General features: G+C 59.4%; 19 protein-coding genes and 1 tRNA gene. 15 read left to right on the top strand and 5 right to left on the bottom strand.

The window, feature by feature from the left end; all coding sequences use genetic code 11:
- Positions 1-273: 273 nt before the first annotated feature.
- Together CRI93_RS03465 and CRI93_RS03460 are read left to right on the top strand one after the other, a co-directional pair.
- Entirely contained in the window at positions 274-909 is a 636-nt protein-coding gene (locus CRI93_RS03465; protein WP_098061219.1) for an RNA polymerase sigma factor, read from the top strand.
- A gap of 728 nt (positions 910-1,637) precedes the next feature.
- Positions 1,638-2,753, top strand: a complete 1,116-nt coding sequence (locus CRI93_RS03460; RefSeq protein ID WP_098061218.1) for a hypothetical protein — start codon at positions 1,638-1,640, stop codon at positions 2,751-2,753.
- Positions 2,754-2,871: 118 nt separating this feature from the next.
- Here the strand turns inward: CRI93_RS03460 and dnaN are convergent, their stop codons facing one another.
- Both dnaN and dnaA read right to left on the bottom strand, forming a co-directional pair.
- A complete protein-coding gene (gene dnaN / locus CRI93_RS03455; protein ID WP_098061217.1) occupies positions 2,872-4,011 on the bottom strand; it encodes a DNA polymerase III subunit beta in 1,140 nt (379 codons plus the stop codon).
- 180 nt (positions 4,012-4,191) lie between these two features.
- Positions 4,192-5,742 (bottom strand): chromosomal replication initiator protein DnaA, encoded by a 1,551-nt coding sequence (dnaA, locus tag CRI93_RS03450; protein WP_098061216.1) that lies wholly within the window; start codon positions 5,740-5,742, stop codon positions 4,192-4,194.
- A 1,049-nt stretch (positions 5,743-6,791) separates the two neighbouring features.
- On the opposite strand from dnaA, the gene CRI93_RS03445 reads away from it, so the two are divergent.
- From CRI93_RS03445 to CRI93_RS03405, 9 genes are all read left to right on the top strand, one after another.
- On the top strand, positions 6,792-7,304 hold the full coding sequence (locus CRI93_RS03445; protein WP_098061215.1) for a YceD family protein: 513 nt from the start codon (positions 6,792-6,794) through the stop codon (positions 7,302-7,304).
- Positions 7,305-7,576: 272 nt separating this feature from the next.
- Complete coding sequence (gene rpmF, locus CRI93_RS03440; RefSeq protein WP_098061214.1) at positions 7,577-7,774, top strand: 50S ribosomal protein L32; 198 nt, start codon at positions 7,577-7,579, stop codon at positions 7,772-7,774.
- 320 nt (positions 7,775-8,094) lie between these two features.
- The gene (plsX, locus tag CRI93_RS03435) at positions 8,095-9,105 is read left to right on the top strand and encodes a phosphate acyltransferase PlsX (protein ID WP_098061213.1); all 1,011 of its coding nucleotides are present in this window, start codon (positions 8,095-8,097) and stop codon (positions 9,103-9,105) included.
- Positions 9,106-9,268: 163 nt separating this feature from the next.
- Positions 9,269-10,291 (top strand): beta-ketoacyl-ACP synthase III, encoded by a 1,023-nt coding sequence (locus tag CRI93_RS03430; RefSeq protein ID WP_098061212.1) that lies wholly within the window; start codon positions 9,269-9,271, stop codon positions 10,289-10,291.
- Positions 10,292-10,325: 34 nt separating this feature from the next.
- Positions 10,326-11,279 (top strand): ACP S-malonyltransferase, encoded by a 954-nt coding sequence (gene fabD / locus CRI93_RS03425; RefSeq protein WP_098061211.1) that lies wholly within the window; start codon positions 10,326-10,328, stop codon positions 11,277-11,279.
- A 54-nt stretch (positions 11,280-11,333) separates the two neighbouring features.
- Positions 11,334-12,083 (top strand): 3-oxoacyl-[acyl-carrier-protein] reductase, encoded by a 750-nt coding sequence (gene fabG / locus CRI93_RS03420; RefSeq protein WP_098061210.1) that lies wholly within the window; start codon positions 11,334-11,336, stop codon positions 12,081-12,083.
- Between the two features lie 170 nt (positions 12,084-12,253).
- The gene (locus CRI93_RS03415; protein ID WP_245850290.1) at positions 12,254-13,666 is read left to right on the top strand and encodes a DEAD/DEAH box helicase; all 1,413 of its coding nucleotides are present in this window, start codon (positions 12,254-12,256) and stop codon (positions 13,664-13,666) included.
- 119 nt (positions 13,667-13,785) lie between these two features.
- A complete protein-coding gene (locus CRI93_RS03410) occupies positions 13,786-14,787 on the top strand; it encodes a ChaN family lipoprotein (RefSeq protein ID WP_098061209.1) in 1,002 nt (333 codons plus the stop codon).
- 507 nt (positions 14,788-15,294) lie between these two features.
- A complete protein-coding gene (locus CRI93_RS03405; RefSeq protein WP_141491545.1) occupies positions 15,295-15,687 on the top strand; it encodes a hypothetical protein in 393 nt (130 codons plus the stop codon).
- 4 nt (positions 15,688-15,691) lie between these two features.
- Here CRI93_RS03405 and CRI93_RS03400 read toward each other — a convergent pair whose 3' ends face one another.
- Both CRI93_RS03400 and CRI93_RS03395 read right to left on the bottom strand, forming a co-directional pair.
- Entirely contained in the window at positions 15,692-20,023 is a 4,332-nt protein-coding gene (locus tag CRI93_RS03400) for a PAS domain S-box protein (RefSeq protein ID WP_098061207.1), read from the bottom strand.
- 419 nt (positions 20,024-20,442) lie between these two features.
- Positions 20,443-20,517 (bottom strand) — tRNA-Val (locus CRI93_RS03395).
- 198 nt (positions 20,518-20,715) lie between these two features.
- On the opposite strand from CRI93_RS03395, the gene rpmH reads away from it, so the two are divergent.
- The 4 genes from rpmH (at position 20,716) to mnmE (ending at position 24,771) form a co-directional block, all read left to right on the top strand.
- Positions 20,716-20,880 carry a 50S ribosomal protein L34 gene (gene rpmH / locus CRI93_RS03390; protein WP_098061206.1) on the top strand — a complete coding sequence of 55 codons (165 nt, stop codon included), beginning with the start codon at positions 20,716-20,718 and terminating at the stop codon, positions 20,878-20,880.
- A gap of 35 nt (positions 20,881-20,915) precedes the next feature.
- Entirely contained in the window at positions 20,916-21,353 is a 438-nt protein-coding gene (locus CRI93_RS03385) for a ribonuclease P protein component (protein ID WP_098061205.1), read from the top strand.
- Between the two features lie 87 nt (positions 21,354-21,440).
- Entirely contained in the window at positions 21,441-23,357 is a 1,917-nt protein-coding gene (yidC, locus tag CRI93_RS03380; RefSeq protein ID WP_245850289.1) for a membrane protein insertase YidC, read from the top strand.
- 25 nt (positions 23,358-23,382) lie between these two features.
- Positions 23,383-24,771, top strand: coding sequence for a tRNA uridine-5-carboxymethylaminomethyl(34) synthesis GTPase MnmE (gene mnmE / locus CRI93_RS03375; RefSeq protein WP_098061204.1), 1,389 nt, complete (start codon positions 23,383-23,385; stop codon positions 24,769-24,771).
- Positions 24,772-24,935: 164 nt separating this feature from the next.
- On the opposite strand, the gene CRI93_RS03370 is transcribed toward mnmE, so the two are convergent.
- The gene (locus CRI93_RS03370; protein WP_098061308.1) at positions 24,936-25,706 is read right to left on the bottom strand and encodes a DUF2182 domain-containing protein; all 771 of its coding nucleotides are present in this window, start codon (positions 25,704-25,706) and stop codon (positions 24,936-24,938) included.
- Positions 25,707-25,725: the final 19 nt, after the last annotated feature.

Raw genomic sequence — 25,725 nt, 5'->3', positions numbered from 1 at the left:
GAAGATAGACGGCTTGGAGGCGGGGACACGGAACGGAAGTCGTGCGTGAGCACGATCCCGGACGCCTGGAGCGATTCCTCCAACGTTGGCACCTACCACGTCTCCCACATAGCTTATGGTACCACCATTCTTTGCCGTTCGCTTCGGGGCGTAGTAGTGTGATATGAAGGTAAAACTAAACAGCGGATCAACCTTTTTATAGGTTGTACGTTGCTCTTTTTGTACGCTGGCGTCTCCACCGTAGAGTTTCTCTCAAGACGGCCTATCAGCGGAATGCCTGACCGAACCAATCTACAGCTGATTACTGAGCGGCTGCCATTCGCTATTGATGACGCGGACGCCGTCAATGCGCTGTATGCATCGTGTGACAAGGCGCGGAAGCGGCGCGAAAAGCAATACATTGAGTTGTGGACCTACGGGTACATATATCGCTACATGGCTGCAAAATACGCAGGTGGTAGCATTCGCCAGACATCCGATATGGATGAGCTTGTCTCGGCGGTCTACGAGAAGGTGCAGAACGGGCGCGACAGCATCCGGAATCCGGACAAGTATGCCCACTGGGTGAGCGTGGTTGCCAAGAACACGTTTATCAACTACGTGAATCGACACCGCGTAGACACCACGTCGATCCACGAGCCGCAACAACCTACGCTGAAACAAGCGGATGCGGTTAAGGAGATTGATGCGAACGTGGGACTGATGCGCACCCAGTTGCAGGCGGCTATTCGGCGCTTGCCGCCTTACCTTCGTCGCGTGGCCGAGCTGTATTACTTCAAAGAATGCACGTTCAAAGAAATCGCAGAGTGCATCGACAAAGACGTGCCTGTGGTTCGCACATACAAGTCGCGTGCGCTCAAAGCACTCCGCGAAGACACGCGACTCCAGGCCGTGCTGGATGGGTTATAGCTGAATGGGCTACAAGTAGCGTGTGCCGTAAAGAAGATATGGGCGCGAACGGGTCTCCAAGGATCCGCCCAAGGAGGGTACCGAAAAGAAAGCGTTCCTCTATGCCAGTCGGGGCATAACGTAAAAAAGTGTGTTGCGTAACGATAGACGTTATGTTTTCAGGCACGTTGTGACCTTCAGGTACCTTCGTAGATGTGAGATCTTCGTCCACATAGCAAGAAACGATGTCTCTAAGCAGCCTGACTCCGCATTTATGGTACTTGTGAAGGGGCTTGGAGCGTCTGATTGATGACAAGAGCTCGTGCCGATAGAGGATAATAGGCAGATCAATAATGGGCATCATAGTAGACGCTTATACTTTGACCCAACTACAAAATGGCAGTCCTGTGTGGCAACTTTCGTTATAGGCAACTTGCGTTATATATGATGACTAAAGGTGCGGGGTATGCCATCAACCTGCCGTTCTATGTCATTGGAAGGAACGAAGCGGCGAAGGATTTCCTGCAATGAGGACCATGCACCGTAATAGAAGATTTTTCGATGTCCCCTGGCAGCTGTCAGGATACGTTTAGAATAACAATCCAGAAGTGGCAACCTGAGTTATGATAATACACATAACCTTGACGGCATCCAGATCGGAGGCGTACAGAACGATGAGCGCAGGCAAGAACGCGCTGAGAGCGGCATTTCGACTTTCAGGCACAAACGGTCAGTTCGGCTAAGGGACCATGAATACGCTTGAGCACGATATTTTTCGGTATGTAGATCTTTCGGATGCAGAGCAGCGCGCCGTAGAGAAGCGTGTGGCCGAGCGTCCTGAGTACGAGGCGCTGCTCGCCGAGGTCAAACAGTTAGAAGCAGAGTTGCGTCGCGTGCGTCTTCCCAACGTTTCGGAAGAGGGGGGCGAATCCGTGCCGCTGTCGCTATTGGCGCTATACGCCATCGACAGAGCCCGTTCTGCACGGGCATCAGACCGCGAGGCCCTGCAGCCGTTTTTTGAAGAGGTAGAAGCACGTCTTGCTCATGATACAGACTTGCAGCGTCGGTTGCAGCCGATGATAGACCGTGCGAAGGAGCTCGACGACACCTTCGATGTTGCCAACCACCTGCAATCAGTGACCGGTATTGATCTGGAGGCGGTGCCGGTTCACGACACGTCCGACTCCAACAACGAGAATGACGACGGGCCGTCTACCACCGCGCTCGGTACAAATGGGCACGCGAGCGTGGGCACCGCATCGTCGTCGCGTGATAGTCGCGGGGCAACACCACGCAAAGGGCAGAACGAGCCGCCGCACCGCGCATCCGGCCAAGTGTGGCGTGCAGCTCGATATGCAGCGATGATTGCAGCCGTTCTCCTTGTCGCATATGGTGTTCTGCTTGGCATAAGCATTGCTACACAGGCGCCCGCCGAGCGCATGGCCGTGCTCAACCCCGATGAGATGCACGTTGAAGGATATCAGGTGCGCACGCGCAGTGCGACCGCTGCGCCGCGCAGTAACGACGAACGGTTCTTACAGGCTCTTGAGGTGCTGCGTGCATCTCATAGTGCGCCGCTTGGGCTCTTCCCGCAGTTCAACGAAGCCCAGGTGCAGGAAGCCCAGAACCTCCTCACAACGGTTGTGGATAACGAAGAAGCAGGGTCATTTTTGCAGTTAGAAGCATCGTTCTTTCTCGCAAAGACCCACCTGGCACAGTCAGAGATTGAACCGGCCCGGCAAGCACTCAAGCGCGTGGTGATGGGGGAGGGGCGGCGTATCGATGAGGCAACGCGCATGCTCGAATCGCTGCAGCGTCATTATCCGATGGAAGAACCTACGCTGCCTGAGGGGGCGCAGTTGTAGGCGTTCGCGTGGTGAGGACAAAAGAAAACCCAGTGCATCCGGTCAAGGCGCGCTGGGATCTGTAAAGAGCTGGCAGGATGTCTGCGTTCGAGGTCCTTGGCAGGTAGAGCGGCCCGAGTTAGGCGTAGGTATTCAGCATGACGGGCATAATCAGCATCAAGATGTCGGGGTCGTCGGTGTTGTTGGGGACAACGATACCGGCGCGGTTCGGCGAGCTTAGGCGAAAGAGCACCTCCTCGCTATCTACATTCCCGAGCACCTCGGTGAGATACTCCGAGTTGAACCCAATTTCCATGGCTTCGCTATCGTATTCGCAGCGAATCACCTCTTCCGCTTCGCTGGAGCGCTCGATGTCTTCTGCAGATACCGTCATTTCGGATTCAGAGAGCGCCAGGCGAATCTGATTGGTCATGCTGCTGGAGTAGAGCCCGACACGCTTTACGGCACTGAGCAGCGCCTCACGATTTACAACCAGTTGGCGGTCGTTCTCGTCAGGGATAACCGCATTATAGTTCGGGTAGGTTTCGTCGATGAGCCGGGCGATGATGCGCGCCTCGTCGATCGTGAAACTCACGTGCCCGTCGCTCACGCCAATGGTACAGAGCGCATCGTCATCAAGAATACGGCTTACGAGTTTGGTCGCCTTCTCGGGAACGATGAAGGAGACATCGTCGCCATCAGTCTGCAGTGCGGGGCGGTCGAGCTTTACGAGGCGATGCCCATCGGTAGCTACGATGCGGCTGTTTTCGGCATCCAGCTGAAAGTAGATGCCCATCATGGCTGGACGAAGCGCATCTTTGCTGACGGCAAAGCTGGTTTTGTCGATAGCATCGCGCACGAGCGCGCCCTCTGCCGAGAGCGTGTGTGCCGCGTCCACTTCGGGGAGGTCGGGGAAGTCGTCGCCGTCGTGGCCCACCATTTTGTAGTGGCCCTGGTCAGTTTCGAGCTGAATCTCAAAGTCGCCGTCGGCGGTGAACGAGATCGGCAGGTCGGGCAGGGCACGCAGCGTGTCGATAAGGCGCTTTGCGGGCACGGCGATCCGTGTAGGCGTGCTGGTACCGTTGCTGGCGAACTGCACCGGCACGCGCCGTACAATCGAAATCTCCAGGTCGGTCGCGCTCAGCAGCAGCGCACTGCCGTCATCGCTCTGCTCGAACAAGATGCATTCTAAGATGGGCAACGTGCTCTTGGATGGCACAGCCCCCTTTACGGTGTTGAGGGCGTCCAAAAGATCGGCGCTGGAGGCAGAAAATTTCATGGCGACGTCGGCGTGAGATCGCGGGAGATTCGGAACGATGTATACCGTGGGGGTGGCGAACAGATCCGTTCGCTAAGACGCAATATCAGTGCAGATTCGTTGCGGGGGGACGTTAGGTGGAAAGGAGTTGCGTAGGTGCTTTCGCAGGGGGCTTTGTGGGAGGGGCTGTGCCAACTCATCCTATCGGGAACGTAGTTCGATTTTGCGTCCGATTTGGTCGACCGCATCCCGAAACTGCGTATCGGTGTCGACCTGATCTTCCACTGTTTTTACGGCGTGGATAACCGTGGAGTGGTCGCGTCCGCCAAAGTGCAGCCCAATGGTTTTGAGCGAATGCTGCGTCATTTCCTTGCAGAAGTACATGGCAATCTGACGAGCACGCACCACCTCGCGCTTGCGCGTCTTTGCGCGAATGAGATCCTCGTTGATGTCGAAGTACTCGCACACAATGCGTTGAATCTCTTCGATGGTGAGGTTCACCTGCACGTCTTGCATGAGGTCGCGCAACACCTCCTTGGCAAGGTCGAGGTCCAGGTCGCGCTGGTGCAGGCTCGCATGGGCCAGCAGGCGAATAAGCGCGCCTTCGAGCTCGCGGATGTTGCTTTTGATGTTGTGCGCAATAAACTCGATGACCTCCTGGTCGAGGTCGATCTGGTCGTCTTCGGCTTTGCGCTGTAAGATGGCAATCCGTGTTTCGAGGCCGGGGGCCTGCACATCCGCCGAAAGGCCCCATTGGAACCGCGACAGCAGTCGTTCCTCGATGCCATCAATCTCGCGCGGGGGGCGATCCGCAGAAAGCACGATCTGCTTGCCGCTCTGGTGCAGCGCGTTGAAGATGTGGAAGAACTCTTCCTGGGTCTTCTCTTTGCCGCTGAAGAACTGCACATCGTCAACGATGAGCAGGTCGATCTGGCGGTAGAACATCGAGAACTCGCTGATGCGGTTGCGCTGAATCGATTGCACAAACTCGGTTGTAAACCGCTCGCTCGATACGTAGAGCACCGTATCTGCGGTGCCGGTCTCTTTGGCCTGGTTGCCAATAGATTGGATGAGGTGCGTTTTGCCGAGGCCCACGCCCCCGTATACCAGGAACGGGTTGAAGCTGGTACCGCCCGGCTCCTGAGCAATGGCCCATGAGGCACTGCGTGCCAGGCGGTTACAGTCGCCCTGAATGAAGCGGTCGAACGTGTAGTTGCTATTGAGCTGACTGTCGATTGTGGCCTTCTGAATCCCCGGAATTGCAAACGGATTGCGTACTGTGTCGTCCTCCTCATCGGGGGCGGATTCCGAGGGACTGTCCTGCTCTGAAAAATTGGCCGAGCCTGCCGATGCGCTGCTTCCTTGCTGGGGCGGCGATGCGGCAGAACCAATGGCTCCGGCGTTAGAAGAGGCACCAGCCCCGTCGCCCTCATTGGGGCGTGCAGATCGAGCCCCTGCCGATGATTCAGCCCCTTCAGAGGCATCAGGCTCAACGACAATGTCGTAAAACAGGCGTCCGTCTTCACCCAGTACCTGCGTTACGGTTTTGCGGAGAAGCGAATAGTAGTGCTCCTCCAGCCATTCGTAGTAAAACCGGCTGGGCAGTTGAATAGTGAGCTTGCGCAGGTTCTCCTCTTCTTCAATCGACTGGGCCGAGAGCGGCTCAAACCACGTCTTAAAGCTTTGCCGATTGACGTGCTCCCGGATGTGGTCGAGGCAGGCCTCCCAGACGTCTTCTGCAGATCGCTCCATACCCAGTGTTGTGATTGGTGGCCCGCACCGATGCAACGGGCCAAGTAAAGGGATGCGCGCGGCAGGGCGTGTGCATCGGTGTTGGCATGACTACGACAGCAGGCGCAAAGGGCAATCCCGCATGCGGCTGCATTTTCACCAAGTTATCCACATTTTTTGCTCCGTGGACCAGGCTGTGCCGTGGTATCTTTGCAAGACCTACGAGTTATCCACATCTTTTCCACATGTTATCAACATTGTTCAATATGCTGATTTTAATGGACTTGTGGAAAATATATGAGAGAATCCTCTATTAGGGGACTTTGAGAATGTGGATAACAGATGTCATAGGCACCGCAGTCCTGCGTAAGGCGGGAGTTATCCACATTCTATGCACATCGCGCGCGGGCGATGTGCTGGACGTGCACAAAACGCAAAAAAGCGGTTCAGATCGTCAGGTCTATTGTTAACGGTAGCCGATACGCTAAACAGGCCTGTGTGGGCGAAAACGTAACATGTGCATGTGTTCAAGCTCCCTCTACGACTGTGTTGCAGGGCTACCACAGGGTGCCTGCAGGGGTGCTGCTACGCAGGTGCTAATACACACTGGCACACAGGAACGGCAATCCTGCCGCTAAAAGCGCAGAAGGCAATGCGCGCCACCTCAAGCATGTTTCATAACTGCGGGCAGCACATGCATGCAGCGGCTACACTTGGCATGTGTACTGTGCACGCTGCCAAATAGAGCAGAGTAAAAGACCGTGCACTTGGGTTGGTCTACTGACCAGACCGCCATCTGTAGACAGCAAGGAATTCAAATGATAACGACTGCATAGAGTAACGTCAAGCACAAAATGTGCAAAGCTTGTTGGCTGCTGGGCATCTGCGTATGTGGTACCCGTGCAGCGAATCCGCTGTACGGAGTGAGTGGACCGTGAGCGGGTCAATAAGCCCGTGCAGACCAGTCAGCATGGGGGCACCCAGAGGAACACGACACTTTTGCGAAAGATACCACAGGCTCCCACAGTTACACCCCTCGCGTATACTTTCTCGCTGGCATCGCGTTTTGCATGCTTACGCTTGACATCACCCCGTTTCGCTCTGGCGTGCACGAGGCTACGCTCGCTCCTGATCCGGATGCGGTTGACCTGGAGCCCGATGCGTTCCGCGATATTCAGGTGCACATGCACCTGCAGTGCCAGCGCGACCGCATCCTTGCCACCATGACGATGACCGCACAGGCGCACCTTACCTGCGACCGCACGTTACGCACGTTCTGGGGCGACGTGGAAGGCACCTATGTTGTGCTTTTTGGGCCTGAGCACCTGGTCGGCGCAGACGACGACGCCTACGATGAAGTGCGCCCGATGCATCCTACCGATACAGAGGTTGAAATCACCGACATCGTACACGACACGCTCAAGCTGTCCATTCCGCAGCGGGTTGTAGCACCGGGTGCTGAAGACGAAGACATCCCGATGCAGTTTGGCGAGTTCGACGATGACGAGGTTGAGGCAGAAGTCGAAGATGATATCGATCCGCGTTGGGAGAAACTAAAAAAGCTCAAGAACGGCGACACGTAAGCGCCTGCACCGCATAACACCTGCACCGCATAACACCTGCACCGCATAACGCAGGGCTCTCCTGCTGTCTGCAATGCTAATTCTGGGCAAAATGCGAAGCGACATGGAATCTGCAACCCACGCCCCCAATTAGTTCAGGGATAATGCAAGCGTTGCTATGCAAAAATATGCATCGCTTCGACTCACGTGCTGCTCGGGCCATTGCCTGGGCTTTTGCGAACGCTTGCATTGGCACATTCGCACCTACAAACCCATTACCGTACGCTGACGCCATGGCTGTCCCAAAGCGCCGCCACTCCAAATCGCGCTCGCGCAAGCGCCGCTCCCGCTACTACAATAGTTTGAAGGCTCCACAACTGATGGAGTGCAACAACTGCGGGAACCCTAAAGTGATGCACCGGGCCTGCAAGTTTTGCGGACACTACCGCGGGCGGCAGGTCGTCGAGCCAACCGAAGAGTTGCTCGGGTAGCGCCGCTTCGCGTGGGTCCGCACCCGCGCCTCGGCCTCTGCACAGCATGCTCAGCACGTCGGCCTAACCAAAATGTGCTGTTGCCCGTCTGCTGCACATCATCCCCTTTCTGATGCACGTTTTGTGCTTTACCGTGAATGGTGAAGGGCAAGACGTGCATTTTAATGTGCAGGCTGTTTACTTAAGGCTGTTCACACAAAACCGCTTATGTAAAAAGGGAAACGCCAGAGCCCAAGCGGGGCCGAGCGTCTGCGTTAGGCCTTGTCCGTGCATTTCCTTACACTTTGTCGCGAGCCTCCTGACAAACCCGCCGGTTGTACATGCCTACCCACGTTGCTGTTGATGCTATGGGAGGGGACCACGCCCCCGATGCTGTGGTCGAAGGCGCCCTGCGCGCGCTGCAGCGCCCCGAGTCCGATCTCCAACTCACGCTGTACGGACCCGAAGACCGGGTGCAAGCGGCATTGCAGGCGCACGACGTTCCTGCCAACGTGCCGCTGGCGGTACATCACGCGCCTGACGTGATTGCTATGGAGGACGCTCCGGCCTCTGCCGTCAAAACCAAACGGCAGTCGTCGGTGCACTTAGGGCTGCAGGCACATCGTACCGGCCAGGCCGATGCGTTTATCAGTGCGGGCAACACGGGCGCTGTCATGGCCGCTTCCATGTTTATCTTGGGACGCATTTCAGGATTGGAGCGGCCCTCTATCGTCAGCTTCTTTCCGACTCTGCAGGGCGACTTCTCGATTGTCATTGACGTTGGAACCAATGTCGACTGCAAGCCGGCGCATCTGCATCAGTTTGCGCGCATGGGTACGATCTACGCACGCCACGTCATGCAGATCGACGAGCCTTCGGTGGGACTCATCAACATTGGCGAAGAGCCTGGCAAGGGCAATGAGCAGGTGAAGGTGGCCTACCCGCTGCTCGATGGCGACGACGCACTCAACTTCATTGGCAATGTGGAAGGGGGCGACCTTTTGCATCATGCCGCCGATGTGCTCATCTGCGATGGATTCATGGGGAACGTGCTACTCAAGTTTGGCGAGTCGATGACCACTGTGCTCTCCACGATGACCAAGCAAGAAATGCAGCGCCAGGGACTCTCCAATGAAGAACAGCAGTTGGTCGCCGGGGTGCTTGGTAACGTGCAGAAGGGGTTCGACCACGAGAACCGTGGGGGCGCCCCGCTCATTGGCGTAAATGGGTCGGTGTTCATTGGGCACGGGCGCTCTTCGGCACGAGCCGTTGAGCAAGGCATCCACTCCGTGGCCGACCTTGCCACGCGCAACCTCGTTCCCGTACTCGAAGATGCCTTTGCAGCCGAATAGTACGGGAAGAATGCAGATCCCTGTAGCCCGTGCTCGACACGAGCCCAGGTAGAGGGCGCGCACTCCTATGCTCGGCTTCTGTGCCCTCGGTGTGCGAACGAAGTGCCCCGCGCACCGTAGCCTACCCGATTCCGTTGAACTCTCGTTTTCGGCTCCGCTCCGTATGTCTACACTTTCCTCGACGCAACCGCAGGCAGCCATCACTGCAGTGGGCCACTTTCTTCCAGAGCGCCGCCTCACCAACACCGACCTGGAGCAGATGGTCGAAACGTCGGACGAGTGGATTCAGTCGCGCACCGGCATCAAAGAGCGCCGCATCCTCGACGACGATGGCAAAGCTACCGCCTACATGGCCACGCAGGCGGCCCAAGAGCTCATCGACACGCACGACATTGACCCGGCCACGATCGACATCATCATCGTGGCCACGGTAACGCCCGACATGCTCTTTCCGGCTACGGCGTGTCTGGTACAAGATCAGATTGGGGCCCGTTCGGCCTGGGGATTCGACCTGTCGGCGGCATGCAGCGGGTTTCTATTCGCATTGACGAATGGCGCCAGCTTCATTGAGAGCGGACGCGCTGAGCGCGTGCTCGTCATTGGAGCCGACACCATGAGCTCCATTACTGACTATTCGGACCGCAGCACGTGCATCCTGTTTGGTGATGCCGCTGGGGCGGTACTGCTGGAGCCCAGCGATACCTACGGCCTGCAAGACGCCGTCCACCACGCCGATGGCACCCATTCCGATCTGCTCAAGCTTCCCGCCGGAGGCAGCCTGCGCCCTGCCTCCCACGAAACGGTCGATGCAGGCGACCACTACCTCAAGCAAGACGGACGCCCCGTCTTTCGCCACGCCGTTACCGGCATGTCTGATGTCTGCACCGACATTATGGAGCGTAACGACCTCTCCGGCAACGATGTGGACTACCTCGTACCGCATCAGGCCAACCGGCGCATCATCGATGCGACGGCCAACCGCATGGGGCTCTCCTCCGACAAGGTGATGATGAACATTGATCGGTACGGCAACACCACCGCCGCGACCGTGCCGCTTTGCCTCTACGACTGGCAACACGAACTGCGCCCCGGTCATAACCTGGTGCTGACCACCTTCGGCGGCGGACTCACCTGGGGCGCGTCGTACCTCACCTGGGCCTACGACGGCTCTGAATACGCCGACTAATCGCACATTTCGACCACTTACCAACGCATTGGCTATGGCCGCAACCGCCTATCTCTTTCCTGGACAAGGTGCTCAGTACGTGGGCATGGGGCAGTCGCTCTACGACGCCTACGACGAAGCCGCCGCTCGCATTGACGCTGCTAACGAGGTGCTGGGCTTCGACCTGCGCGCCCTCATGTTTGGCACCGCCGATGTCGACGATCCCAAGGCGGCCCTCACCGCCACTGAGGTGACGCAGCCCGCGCTCTACACCCACAGCCTGGCCGCAATGGCGGTGCTCGATGCGCACGACGTGGCGCCCTCGATGGTAGCCGGACACAGCCTGGGCGAGTACAGCGCACTGGCCGCTGCGGGAGCGCTTTCGTTCGAAGACGGACTGCGCCTGGTGCGCCGCCGGGGCGAACTCATGGCCGAGGCCGGAAAGCAGCGTCCGGGTACCATGGCCGCCGTGCTCGGGGCCGACGACGAGGACGTGGAGGCCGCCTGCACCGCAGCCACCGAAGCGGGCAACGGCGTGGTGCAGCCCGCCAACTTCAACGCCCCTGGCCAGATTGTTATCTCGGGGGATGTGGAGGCGGTCGAACGAGCCAGTGAACGGCTCGATGCCCGCACCATCCCGCTGTCGGTGAGTGGGGCCTTTCACTCGCCACTGATGGACTACGCCCGCGAGGGCCTTGCCAGTGCGCTGGAGGCCGTCACGATTAGCAAACCGCAGTGCCCGGTCTACCTGAACGTAACCGCGAAGCCCACCGCCGACCCCGACGAAATCCGGCAGCGGCTGCTCGACCAGTTGCAGTCGCCGGTGCGCTGGGCGCAGCTCTTGCGCGCCATGGATGCCGATGGCGCGACCCGCTTCGTGGAGATCGGAGCGGGCTCGGTGCTGCAAGGCTTGGTAAAACGCACGCTGGGCCGCGATGCCGAACGACAAGGCGTAGATACCGCCGACGACTGCGCCGCCTTCATAGATGAGCTCGCTGCTTCGGCGTAGCGATTCCCCTCCGTATCCTCCTATTTTATAATCACGTAGCACGAAACCCACCATATGGATTTTGACCTGACCGACACCACTGTTCTTGTAACCGGCGGCACGCGGGGCATTGGTCGCGCTATCGTCGAAGCGTTTGCCGATGCAGGAGCCCGCGTGGCCTTCACGTATCGCTCCTCTGCCGAAACCGCCGACGAAATTGTGGCTGAACTGGGCGCGCGCGACGTCGAAGCCATCGCCATTCAGGGCGATGTGGCCAAGCCCGAGGCGGCTGAAGATGCCGTGTCGGCGGTAACCGATGCGTGGGGGCGTCTCGATGTGCTCGTGAACAACGCGGGCATCACACGCGATGGGCTCATGCTGCGCCTGGATGCCGATGATTGGGACGCGGTGCTCGACACCAATCTGAAGGGCGTGTTCAACTTCTGCAAGGCCGCCTATCGTCCGTTTATGCGCCAGCGCAGTGGAGCGGTGATTAACATCTCGTCGGTCGTGGGCGTGATGGGCAATGCCGGGCAGACGAACTACGCGGCCTCGAAAGCCGGCATCATCGGCTTTACGAAGAGCTTTGCTAAGGAGCTGAGCGGACGCGGCGTGCGCGCGAATGTGGTGGCTCCCGGCTACGTAGCCACCGACATGACCGACGCCATGAACGACGACGCCCGCCAGGCCATGCTCGACGCGGTGCCGCTGGGCCGTCCGGCGGAGCCTGAAGACATTGCGCAGGCCGTGCTGTTCTTGGCCTCGCCCGCAGCGTCGTACATCACCGGCCATGTGCTCAAGGTCGACGGCGGTCTGGCTATGTAACCACGCCGGGGCTCCGTTGGTTGAAGGCATGTGACGGGGTTTGAACATCCCTCAAACGCGGCTCAATCCGGCGGCCCGGTGTGGATCGTTTGCGCGTATGCCTACGTACTGCACCCGACAGCACACCCGGCTGTCTTTTTCGTTTTGCTGATATCATTCCTGGCTGTATAATGGCGGATTCGTCCAGCGCCTCGTTCACTAACGTCATCGACCTGACTTCGAAGGGGCAGCGCAAGAAGCGACAGGAGGAGGTCGGGGAGTTGCAAGAGCCCGAAGATCCTCTCGACGAGATTACCGCCCCGGAACTGCCCGACCAGGTGGAGCAGGCCATGCGCGCGGCCGGGTGGGACGACCTCATGGAGGTGCAGCGCAAGGCGCTTCCGTATCTTATTGCCGGGCGCGATCTCATTGTGCAGTCGCGCACCGGATCGGGCAAGACCGGCGCATTTTTGCTTCCCCTCTTCGACCGCCTCGACTCTTCGAAGAAAGAGGCCCAGGCGCTCATTCTCACGCCCACCCGCGAGCTGGCTCGTCAGGTGCATGAGGAGTTCGAGCGCATGAAAATTGCCACGCCCGAGACAAACGACCTCGAAGCCGCACTCATCTACGGCGGCGTGGGCTACGGTCCGCAGATCGATGCGCTGAAGGGCGGCGCCCAGGTTATCATTGGCACGCCAGGGCGCATCCTTGACCACCTGAAGCGCAAGAACTTCAAGGCGAAGACGGTGCGCCTCTTCATCCTGGACGAAGCCGACGAGATGCTCTCAATGGGCTTCTACCCGGACATGAAGGAGATTCGCGACTACCTCAGCCGCGATCGCCAGTCGTGCATGTTCAGCGCCACCATGCCGCCAAAGGTGCGCTCGGTAGCACGCGAGTTCCTGAGCGATCCCGACTTCCTCTCGCTCAGCTCCGGCCACGTCAGCGTCGACGAGATTGCATACCGCTACTACCTCACGCAGCCGATGGAGAAAGACCGCACGCTGCGCCAGCTCATCGAAATGGAGGAGCCCGAGTCTGCCCTCATCTTTGCCAACACGAAGCGCGAGGTCACGTACCTGCGCAAGTTCTTGGGCAACGCCGGGTACAACATCGACGAAATGTCGGGCGATCTGTCGCAGCGCAAGCGCGAGGAAGCCATCGACCGGCTCCGCAGCGGCGAGCTTCGCATGCTCGTGGCAACCGACGTAGCCGCCCGCGGCATCGACGTGTCGGCGCTCAGCCACGTGTTCATCTACGACGTGCCGCAAGACCGCGAGTACCTCATCCACCGCTCCGGACGTACCGCTCGCGCGGGCAAAACCGGCACCACCATCATCCTGGCCACCCACGAAGATGAGTTCGAGCTCATCCGCATGGCTAAGGCGTACGGCATCGAAATGAGGCGTGCCGAGCTGCCTGTCGATCCGCTCGACGAAGCAGAAAACCAGCTGCGCCTCCACTATAACAACGCCCACGATAACGACGCCGTGCAGCGCCTCCTGCCCCTGGTCGATCGCCTGGCCGACGAACACCCCGAACTGCTGGCGCACCTCATCGACGAAAACGTAGACCTGAGCGATCTCGACACCGACGACGCGTAACTACCCAACCCTGTCATCTTGAGCGAATGCCGATGCCCGTCGGCAGGAGCCGAAAGATCTCCTTCATGATGGGCACCACCCCTGCACTTCAGATGCCTTGAAACCCACGCCCAGTCGTCATGCTTCGTCGTGCTGTTCAGCCCCTCGTTTTCGCAGCGCTTCTGCTGCTGTCCGCAACAGGGTTAGGGGGATACGAAGCGGCGGCGACATCGAGATCAGCGTTCGCAGCCTCCACAGTCGCCGACACGACCTACCAGGTCTACACCGCAGACGGAGAGCGTGCTGCCCTCAGCGACATTGTATCCAGCCTCGACACCGTTGATGTTGTGCTCCTGGGCGAGGTGCACGGCCACGCCCCTATCCATGCCCTGCAAGACACGCTCTGGCAGCGCGCGTTAGCGACCGATCGGCCTGCGGCGCTCTCGCTCGAAATGTTTGAGCGCGATGTACAGCCCGTGCTCAACGAATACCTGAGCGGATACATCTCCCAAGATCACTTTCTGCGGGCCAGCCGCCCGTGGAGTACCTACGAGCGCGACTACCATTCGTTGGTCGACACCGCCCGGGCCCATAATGCCCCCGTGCTGGCCGCCAACGCGCCGCGCCGCTATGTAAACCGTGTGGCCGACCGCGGACGCGCCGTCCTCGACGATCTGCCGCCCCACGCCGACCGCTGGCTGGCCCCGCGCCCCTACCCCGAACCCAGCCAGGCGTACCGAAGCCGCTTCATGGCTCAGATGAGTGGAGGAATGCACGGCAGCAACCACGCCCCCGCCGACACGACCGACGCGGATACACCAGGCTCCGACACCACAGACGCCACCATGCCACCCGGACACGGTAGCGGCCTGACCCGCCTGCTCGATGCGCAGATGCTGTGGGATGCCACGATGGCCTACACCATCGCCGAGCACCTGCTGCGCCAGCCGAACGCGCTGGTTGTTCACCTCACCGGACGCTTCCACATCGCCGAGCGCACCGGCACGCCCGAATCCCTTGTGCACTACCGCCCCGGCACCCGCCAACTCACGGTCTACTTCGACGCCGTATCCGATCCCGACACCTTCAACGCCAACACTCACACCGGCAAAGGCGACTTTGTGGTGCTGACCGAAGAGTGATCTTTCGTTCTTTGAAGTACATGGCGTTTTTAAGTGCATCGCGTTCCAGACCGGATTGGGACGCCAGAAAGTGCCCTTGACTTCAATTTGATGAACGCATATACTACGTGCATATCAGGTGGACGTGGTAGAAACGCGCTTTTCTTGTCTGTCCTGCCTGATTTCGTCCTGTGCGACTCCTCTGATAAGTTGCCTCTGGAACCCCTCGTTTTCCAATCGACCGTTGATTTCCCACGGAATGATAGGGCCGCTCGTATCACGGGATTGGCCTTGAAGAAGTTGAAGTCCCTTTTGTATCAAGACAAAAGGGCCCCACGCCGGTAGGCGTCCCATTGAACCGATGTGCACTGAAGAGGCTCAATCGCCCGTACGCAGCTTCCGGCGTGCCTTCAAATCAGGACTGTCTTCTGCGCTTGCTCCGTTCCCGTGATGACAGTCATGCCAGGATAAAATTGGGTCCCGCCACTCATCATAATCTTAATTTCTGCAATTGAAGCCCACTTTATCATGATTCTATCCACAGCCCGCTCCATCGCTATCGGCGCGCTTCTCATGGTTGCCGCGTGTGCAATCACGCCCCAGGCCGCTGCGCAGTCATCGCTTGCTGAGTTTGATATCGTTGTCGAACCGACCGACGACGGCTTTGCGTTGACCTGTAACGCAGGCTGTGCGTGGGAGACGCTAAGCTGGGCAGGCCACAACGGCGTCAAGGTCAACTACTTTGGCATGACTGAGGCCGAAGAGGCCAATCGCTTCCTGTTTGCACTTTCAAGCATCGACGGCGGCTTCGAACTGGAAGGGATCGAAGGCACCGCCTGGACCTCGCTCAACTGGGAATGCGAGAACATAGAAACATGCAAAGCCCGTGTTGATGCATCGGGGCTGTCCCCGGTGCGGTAGGGAACTACGCGATGCTGGCGCCTTCAGGCCGTGCCGATGATTCGCGCGGCAGGCGCACGGTAAACGTGGTGCCCTCGCCTTTCGTGCTCTCGACGGAGATGGTACCACCCATCAGGTCCACCAGGCGTTTGGTGATGGCCAGGCCGAGCCCGCTGCCCTCGAAGGCGCGCGTGTTGCCCGTGGACTCTTGCGTGAACGCCTCAAACAGATCCGGCAGGAACGCCTCGTCGATCCCAACGCCCGTGTCGGCCACCGCGATTTCGATAGCGTCGGGCGTTGGGTGCAAGTACACATCAACCGATCCGCCGCTGGGGGTAAACTTGATCGCGTTGCTGATCATGTTGCTGAGCACGCGGTCGAGGGCGCTCTTATCGAGCACGGCACGGCATTTAGCATCCACGCCATGCGTTGTGAGGGTGACATCTTGCGCCGAGGCACGCGGCTGAAACAGGTCCACTGTGCTCTGCACCTCCGCATCCACCTGTACGGGTTTGGGAGAGAGATCCATCGCTCCGGCTTCGAGCTTCGACAGGTCGAGCACCGACTTGAGGGTCTCCATGAGGCGCTGACTGCTGGTATGAATCAGGTTAGCGAACCGCTCGGTTGAGTCGTCGGCCTCGTCGCGCAGAATCTCTGAGAAGCCGATGATAGAAGTAAGTGGCGTGCGGATTTCGTGGCTCATGTTCGCAAGGAACGCCGACTTTAGGCGATTCATCTCTTCAGCCTCGTCGCGAGCCGCGCGCAAGTCTGCTTCGCGCTCAATGCGGTCGAGGATGCTCGCCATGTTATGAGACAGGATCTCAAGGAGCTTCGTGTCGAACGAGGCGACCCCATCGGGCGAGGGGCTCGCAACCGAGATCGTGCCATGCGTGCCAATCGGTACGTACACCGCCGACCGCACGTTGCCGGGTGACTGAATCGAATGCTGGGGGTTGGTGCCGCTGTAGCGGATGGTGGTCTGGTGGCGGTAGGCGCGCACCACTGCGCCAAGGCCGTTAACGGAGTACGACGGCCGCGCCCCTCCCATGATGGCTTCGGAGCCGGGCGATATCGCCACAGGTACAAGCTGGCCGTTTCGGTCGTACCGAATTGCACAGATGGGATACTGAAGCGTATCGGTGATGAGCGTGCAGACGCGTTCGGCCAGCATGGTGGCTGTTTCGGCCTGGGTGAGGTCGCTCATCGCATCATAGAACGCCTCGACGCGCTGTTCACGCTCCTGAAGAGCAGCCTGGGCTTGCTTTCGGCTGGTGATGTCGATGCCCATGCCCACCACGCAGCGCGTGCCATCGATATGCAAACGGCTGCCGGTGAACAAGTAGGGCGTACGAGTGCCCGACTTCGACAGCAGCGTTGCTGAAGTGCTGGCATGGCCATGTTTCAGCACATGTTCGGTACGCTTTGTAACGTGAATGCGGTCGTGCCCTTCAAACAAGTCGACTGGATCCAATGCGGCCAGTTCGTCGGACGAGTAGCCTGTGACCGATTCGAAGTTCTCATTCCACCGCAGAAACTGGCCCTTCTCGTCGAATAGGTAGAAAATGCCAGGCAGGCTGTCGATAATTGTATCCAGCAAGCGCTTCTGGCGCGACAGAGCCTGAGTTGTATGTTTTTGCTTTGTGATATCGAGTAAAATGCCCAAGATGCGTGTGGGCTCGCCGTTGTCGTTGAACTGGGTAACCCGCGAGCGACCTCGAATCCACCGAATGTTGTCTGTATTTTTTGGGTGCAGGCGGTATTCGCTGTGAGCATCCTCGCCCGATTCAAGCTGCTCGGCGCCTTGTATGAGCTGCGCGCGGTCATCAGGGTGCACCAAGTCAAGGAACGCATCAATGCTGCATGTGTCGGTATCGAGCCCGAGCAGGCGCTGCGCTTCGGGGGAAAGGTGGACCGTACTGTGTTCAAGGTCCCACACCCCACTGCCCATTTCGGCGACAGCCTGGGCCTGCTCCATCATTACATTGGCATGATGGAGTGCTTTTTCACGCTCCTTGCGCTCGGTGATGTCAAGGTGGGTGCCAACAATGCGTTTGGCCGAGCCATCGGAATGCCGCTCCACAATCTGGCCCCGGTCCAGCACCCATCGCCAGGAGCCGTCGCGGGCACGCATCCGAATCTCCAGATCTACAAAGTCGGTCTCGCCAGCAAGGTGGGCATCAATGGCATCGAAGACGCGCGGGCGATCATCGGGGTGCACGCGGTCGCGGAAGGCATCGGCGGTTGGAGCAATATCGTTGGGATCGTAGCCCAGCATCTCTGCCCAGCGGTCATTGTAGTGCACATAGCCGGTGTCCAGGTTCCAGTCCCACAGCCCCAGATCGCCCCCACGCAGTGCCAGCTTCAGGCGACGGCGTTCAGCCTCTATTTCGGCTTGTCGTTTGTATTCTGCTGTCACATTGCGGAAGACAAGCACCACGCCCAGCAGCGGACCGTCGTCGTCAGCACGGATGGGGGCGGCGCTGTCGGCAATCTGATACGTGGCGCCATCGCGCGCGGTGAGCACAGTATGATTGGCGAGCCCGACAATCTGACCCTCGCGAAGCACCTTGTCTACCGGACTCTCGACCGGCGCGCCAGTGTGTGCATTATGAATCGGAAACACAACCGGCAGCGGACGTCCGAGAGCATCCTCGGCAGGCCAGCCGGTAAGCGTTTCGGCCACGCTGTTCATCTCGGTAACGCGGCCTTCGGGGTCGGTTGCAATGACGGCATCGCCAATGGAGTTGAGGGTAACGGTTAGGTATTCCTCGCGGCGGCGAAGCTTCTGCTCAGCAGCCTTGCGAGCATCGATGTTTAGCACCGACCCGTCGCGGTATTGCACTGTACCGTCGTCGTTGTGCGTCACGCTGGCGCTAAGAAGCCCCCAGAACGTGGAGCCGTCGGCGCGCCGAAATTTGATTTCCTGGTTGCGCAGATAGCCCTGGTTGTGGGCCTGGTCAACGAATGCAAAGCGCTCTTCTGGATCCGCATAGAGCACTGTAAGGTCAGAGAGGCTCCGCATCTCCTCGGCACTCTCGTATCCAAAGAGCTGCACAAACGCATCGTTCACGTAGACGAGTCCGTCTTCCGTTGAGGCACGGTAGAGCCCTTCGGCAATGTTTTCGTTGATGGAGGTGATGAGCGACTCGCGCTCGCGAAGGGCTTGCTGAGCCTCATGCTGTCCCGTTACGTCGTTTACGGTAACGAGAACCGCGTCGCATCCCTCAAATTCAACTGTCGACGACGTAATTTCTACCTTCAGCGTAGAGCCGTCGGCGCGCTGATGCGTCCACACGCCAGGGGCTGAGCGCAGGTCCGGGCGGTCGGTGTCCAGGTAGTTGTAGAGGCGGTTGATCTCGTCTTTGGGACGAATGTCGAGGATCGTCATAGCCTGGAAGTCGGTCTCGCTGTATCCATAGACGCGCTGGGCAGCCTCGTTTACATCCAGAAAGCGCAGCGTGTCGGGGTCGTAGACCCACATAGGCAGCGGATTGGCGTCGAAGAGCAGGCGCGCCTCGGCTTGTTGGCGGCGCAGCGTGTCTTCAAGCTCACGCTGTTCGGTGATGTCGTCGAAGTAGACCGACAGGCCGCCCTCGAACGGATACGCATTGACCTGAAACCACGTGCCGAGCGGTGGGAAGTACGCCTCAAAATGAACACTCTCCTGCGTCTCGATGGCATTGTGATACGCCGTATAGAACTCCAGGTCGACAGCCTCGGGAAATTCGTCCCACACGTTGCGTCCGAGCAGGTCTTCGCGGGGGCGATTGAGTAGCTGCTCGGCACGGTCGTTCAGATAGGTGAAGCACCACTGCGTATCCACCGCAAAAAATGCGTCGCTGATGCTTTCGAGGATGGTAGCGTGTGCGTGGGGCAGCACATGATGCGCCATCTCGTGCTCGGCCAGCGCAGCCAGGTCGCGCAGCATGGTGGCATTGGCATCAGAGAGCGTGCCAGGCGTGGTACCGAGCAGGCTCAGTGCGCCCAGCACATGCCCCTTGGGACTTGTGAGGGGCACGCCTGCGTAGAAGCGCAGATGCGGCGACTCGGTGACCAGCGGGTGGCCGGCAAGGCGGTCATCGGCTGTCAGGTTGGGGATAATCACCAGGTCGTTGCGGTCGACCACCAGAGGAGCAAACGCCTGCGTGCGGTAGGCAGATGCTGTGGCTTCCGTGAGTCCGATGTGCGCCAGGAGCGAGACACGCTTGGCTCCAACCAGGGTAAGCGTTGCCACCGGAGCACTGCTGCTATGCTGTGCCAGCCGCACAATGCGGTCAAGAGCAGGTTGAGCTTCTGCATCGAGCACGGTGTAGCGCTGCACTGCACGGAGCCGGTCGGGGTTGTGTCGGGAGGCCATGCCAACAAGAGCGTAGAGAGAGCGCAGCCGCTTGCAGGGCGAAGCATCGCCGCTTGTGCTCCGGCGCGCACTGCTGCTTTAGGAACCGTTACCATAATGCGACGGACCGCCTAATATACATAGTAGCAGTGTGGAGGTCCAGTGGAGGGGCCATTGATTGCACAAAACAGTCGCAACCAAGGGATCGTGGCGGATATGCGGAGCGATGTATCCTTCACAGAAGCCTATCAGGACCCACCGGCTTGCATCCAGGGTGCGAGGCTTAGATTCCTCATTCATCAGTGCCCACAGCCATCTACACAGAACGAACGCACACCGGGCAGGGGCAGCGTGTTGTTCTACCTACGCCATGTTCGCGCTCTGCCAAGGGGCTGTTCGGTAGAGACTTAGGGAAATGCTGTGTAGAGAGAAGTGCCCTGTGGGTCCTCTTGGATTCGAACCAAGGACCTCCTGCTTGTAAGGCAGGCGCTCTAAACCAACTGAGCTAAGGACCCATGTTTTCTTGTGTGCGGTGCAGTATGCACAAGCAGCACGTATAATGCAAAATGGTAGGGTACCGTTCCCAGCAGATATCGGGGGAGCATGGCGTTTTGGCGATCTCTTCGCACGGCATAAGCCAAACAACTTATGGGGTGTGCCGTTGTAATCTGTCGCCTATCGTTGTATGCGATCATCTACCCACGGCTTCTGTTATGCCAAAACGCACGTACCAACCCAGTCGCAAGAAGCGGAAGAACAAGCACGGCTTCCGCAAGCGGATGAAAACCAAGAACGGACGTAAGATTCTGAAGCGCCGCCGCAAAAAAGGGCGTAAGAACCTGACGGTGAGCGATAAGTCCTCGGGCAAGCCTGTGTAGCGGGCCCGCACGTTGTTTCGTTGTGCTGAGTGCCTATGTCGCCGCCTGCTTCCGACCGTCGCTATACGTTTCCACGCACGCATCGGTTGAAGCGGCGGCGCCTTATTGCGTCGCTGTTTGATCGTTCGCGCGATGATGTGCACACAGTAGCCCGTGGCACGGTGCGCTTGGTATACCGGTGGGCATCGCGCGAGGAAGTTGGCTACGACGTGCCGCTTCAGGTGGGCTTTGCTCCGGGGCGCACATACGCCACCAATGTGCAGCGCACCCAGACCCGCCGGTACCTGCGCGAAGCCTATCGCCTTCATCAGCACACGCTGCGCGAGGCCTTGCCTGCGGATGCCCCGCCGCTCATTGCGATGCTGCTCTTCCGCGGACGCCCCGAGCAAGCGCGTACGCGCATCCCTCTTGATGTGCCCCGGGTGCTCCGCGCCACAGCACATGCCCTGCCCGCCTCGTCTTCCGCCGACTGACGGCTCCCCACGCCACGGCGGTGCCACCGGTTCGTAACGAACTGGTATCGTCGTCATTGTTTTTCGTATCCATCACCCCTGGTCGCCTTGTCTACGCTGCGCAACCAACCGTCTTCCGAAGACCAGCGCAATATCCTCATTGCTACGCTGCTCTTTGGGCTTATCATGTTTGGGTGGCTCGTCTGGTTCGGCCCCGAACCGTCTGAGCCGACGCCCGAAGCAGATTCTGCTGCTACCGAGCAGTCTACCGACAGCACGACAGCGGCAGAAGCAGAGCCGCTGCCTGCAGCCGATAGCACAGGCGATAGCGAAGCTTCTGCCTCCGACCCTGAACCGGTCGAATCCCCAAGCGACCCAGCCACGGCTCGCGCCGAGTCGGGCACGGCGCGCACAGTCACCGTAGTGGCCGATCAGTACACCGCAGAGTTCTCTACGCGCGGCGGCGTTATCGAGCGCTTCACGCTGACAGATTACAAGCAGTTTGACCGCGAAACGCCGGTACAGGTGGTGGATACGTCGGGGCGTGGCGTGCCGGGTATGTCGTTCATGACGCCCTCCAGCCATCTGGTGGATACGCGAGCGCTCTACTTCGAGACCGACGCCCCCGACACCCTCCGCGTAGACGGTTCCGAAGAGGTCGCGCTCACGTTCACCGCTACGCTGGGAGAAGACGCCCAGGGAGAGCTCAGCTACACTTACACCTTTACGCCCGAGCCGTACGACCTCAACCTGCAGATTGCGCAGCAAAATCCGCGCTCCTACGCGGCTCGCGATGGCTACGACCTGGTGTGGGACCAAGGCGTGCCCTTCACCGAAGACGACCCCGAGGGGGAGCGAGTTGATTCCGGCGTGTATGCCTTCTCAGGAGGTACGCTGGAGCGCCTTGTTTACGATAGCGCCGAATACGCCGAAAACCGCCTGTCGGGCTCGATAAACTGGATTGGACACCGCAGCAAGTACTTTACCGCAGTGCTCATGCCCGACAGTCCAGAGGCTGTCGATGGGGCCGAGATCATCCGTGAAGAAGGCGTCTCCGAAACCATACGTGGCGGCGAAGGCACCACGGCACGCCTCTTCATGCCCCCGGCCACCTCTGATGTTGATACGCAGTCGTTCTCCCTCTACATGGGGCCAATCGACTACTACAACCTGGTCTCGTACGAGCGTGAGCTCTACAGCATGGTGAATTACGGCTGGGCTATCTTCGAGTGGATTACACGCCCCCTGGCCACGTTCATCTTCATTCCGGCACTGACCTACCTGGGCGGAGTGCTCCCCAACTACGGGCTGGTTGTCATCCTGCTGGCCATCTTCATCAAAATGGTGGTATACCCACTCACCAAGTCGTCGTACCGCTCCATGGCGAAGATGAAAGATCTGAAGCCAGAGATGGATAAGATCAAGGAGAAGTACGAGGACGACATGGAGAAGCAGCAGGAGGAGATGATGAAGCTCTATCGCGAGTCGGGCGTGAACCCGATTGGCGGCTGTCTGCCTATGTTTTTGCAGTACCCCATCATCATCGCGCTATACCTTTACATCCCGCAGTCGGTGCAGCTGCGGCAAGAGAGTTTCCTGTGGGCGGCCGACCTTTCGGCCCCCGACCCGATTTTACAGCTTCCGTTTAGCATCCCGTTCTACGGCGACTACGTGGCTGGCTTCACGCTGCTGATGGGGATCGCCATGATCTTTACGATGCGCATCCAGATGAGCAGCACCGGCAGCACCGGGGCCCAGGCGAAGATCTTTCAGTGGGTCTTACCGTTCTTCATCTTCTTCATCTTTAACCGATTCGCCTCGGCGCTGAGCCTCTACTACCTGTTCTACAACGTCGTTACGGCGGCGCAGCAGAAATACATTTACTGGCAGCTGGATAAGGAGAAGGAGCAGCAGCCCAACACCCGGTTTGAGGCCAACAAGAACGGCGACGACAGCGACGGCTGGTTTGCTCGTCTCCTCAAGAAAGCCGAAGAAGCTCAGAAAGAAGCCCGGCAACGCAAGTAAGCTGGCGTGTCCACATGCTCTGCCTATGCCCGCCGATCCTGACACCATCGCCGCCATTGCTACCGCTCGCGGACGCGCGGCCCTCGCGATCATTCGCGTGTCGGGGCCGCAGGCCCATGCGCTGGTCAATGAGCGCTTTCGTGGGGACGACCTCACCAGCGTCGCCTCGCACACCGCCCATGTCGGGTACGTAGTAGATGCCGAGGGCGAGGCGCTTGACCAGGTGGTGACTACGGTCTTTCAGGGTCCACGCTCTGCTACGGGCGAGGATGTCGTCGAGGTGTCGTGCCACGGCGGCGACCTGGCCCCGCAGCTTGTGCTCGATGCGCTCCTTGAGGCTGGTGCCCGCATGGCCGAGCCCGGCGAGTTCACCGAGCGCGCCTTCCTGAATGGCAAGCTCGACCTGGCCCAGGCCGAAGCCGTTGCCGACCTCATCCACGCCTCCTCCGAGCAGGCACACCGCGTGTCGATGCAGCACCTGCGCGGCCGCTACTCCGACCGTCTGTCGAACTTGCGTGAGGAACTGCTTGACCTCTGCGCGCTCATGGAGCTGGAGATCGACTTCTCCGAAGAAGATGTCGAGTTTGCCGACCGCGAGCGCCTCACCACGCTGCTCGACACCGCACAGCGGCTCGTTTCCACTTTGCTTGACTCCTACCGCACCGGAGAGCTTCTGCGCGACGGCGTGCGCGTGGTCATTGGCGGACGCCCCAACGCGGGCAAATCGACACTGCTCAACGCGCTTGTCGGACGCGACCGCGCCATTGTGAGCGCCACGCCCGGCACCACGCGCGACGAGATCGAGGCCGAAGCCGAACTCGACGGACTCCTCTTTCGCTTTGTGGATACGGCGGGCCTGCGCGACACCTCCAACCAGATCGAAGCCGAAGGCGTGCGCCGCGCCGAAGCCTCCATCCGCGAGGCCGATGTACTGCTCTACGTCTACGATCAGCAGCGTGGACTTGATGATGACGAGCACACGTTCTTACAGGAACTGTCGGATGCAGAGCCGTCGGTACCTACCGTTGTTGTTGCCAACAAATCTGACACGGTAGACACTGAACGCACGCCCGATCTCAACGTGGGGCGCACGCTCTCGTTTTCGGCACTCGACGCGTTCGACGATGCGGACGAACTCGACCGCCTCACCACCGCACTCCTCGACCAGGTCGACGCCGACTTGCGCGACACGGAAGCCTCGGCTGTTGTCATGAACAAGCGCCATCGTCAGCATCTGCAAGAGGCGCAGACTGCGCTGGAACGGGCGCAAACCGCCTATGAGCAAGGTGTATCGAGCGACCTGCTCACGCTCGACTTGCGCGAGGCGCTGCATGCGCTCGGTGCCATCACCGGCGAAGTCACCAACGAAGATGTGCTCGGCCAGATCTTCTCGCAGTTCTGTATTGGGAAGTGAAGCACAATGCATCGTCCAACGGATGAACTACACGACCTGGCTGTAGCCCAGTGAGACGTCGTTGGCACTGTGGACCCCCGGAGATCTCACATCTACACCGTGCTTCCAGCGGCAATACCATCTGCAAACAGTGGTCAAAAGCCCATTGGTGAAGGCCGGTCTGGTCAGAGCATCCCGCTGGTGATTAGCCACACGCCCCACCCAACGAGCAACGCGCCTGCGGTGCGGCCCACCCGGTCGCCTGCCGGAGCAATCTTCTCGATCAGGCAGAACGCGGTGAGTACGGCCATCCAGAGCAGGTTCATCACGCCGAGGACAAACATCAGCATCATCGTTGCCCAACAGCAGAGCACGCAATTCCATCCGTGGCGCAGTCCCATCATGAGCGCTCCACGCCCACCGGGTTGCCACTCCGCCATCAGAAATCCCATCGGCGTGCGGCAGCCCGTAAGGCAGGCGTCTTTGAGCGGAGTCCACTGAAAAATACCGGCAATGATGAGCAGTCCCCCGGCAAGCAACGGACTTGTGCTTGCGCCCATTGGGGTGAGCAGAGCGAGAGCGTGAAAAGCCCATTGCAAAAGAGCGCCCCCCGCACTGTATCCCACCCAAACAAGCAGATATCCACTTACAAAAAGAGCCGTGTGCATGACCGGAGTTCCCGCATCGCGCTGCCGACAGATTCCGGCGAAGGTCAGTATCATCGGCGAGGCCGAAGGGAGCATCATGCCCATCATCATGACCGACCACATTCCGAAGGCGAAGAAAAAGTCCGAGACGCCCCAGGTCGGGGCCAGCATCCCGGTCGGTGCGTCGCTCATGCGGACAGCCATGGTTGCCATGTAGCCCCAGGCGAGCAGCGTCAGGACGGCCAGTCCGCCGAGTATAAGCAGCCGATCGTGCCGAAGAACTGCTTGAAGGGAAGCTCGGTCTGTCATTTCCTTGCGTTGCTTTTGG

This window comes from Longimonas halophila (assembly GCF_002554705.1).
GTDB classification, from domain to species: Bacteria; Bacteroidota; Rhodothermia; order Rhodothermales; family Salinibacteraceae; genus Longimonas; species Longimonas halophila.
This window is presented reverse-complemented; position numbering and strand designations above follow the sequence as displayed.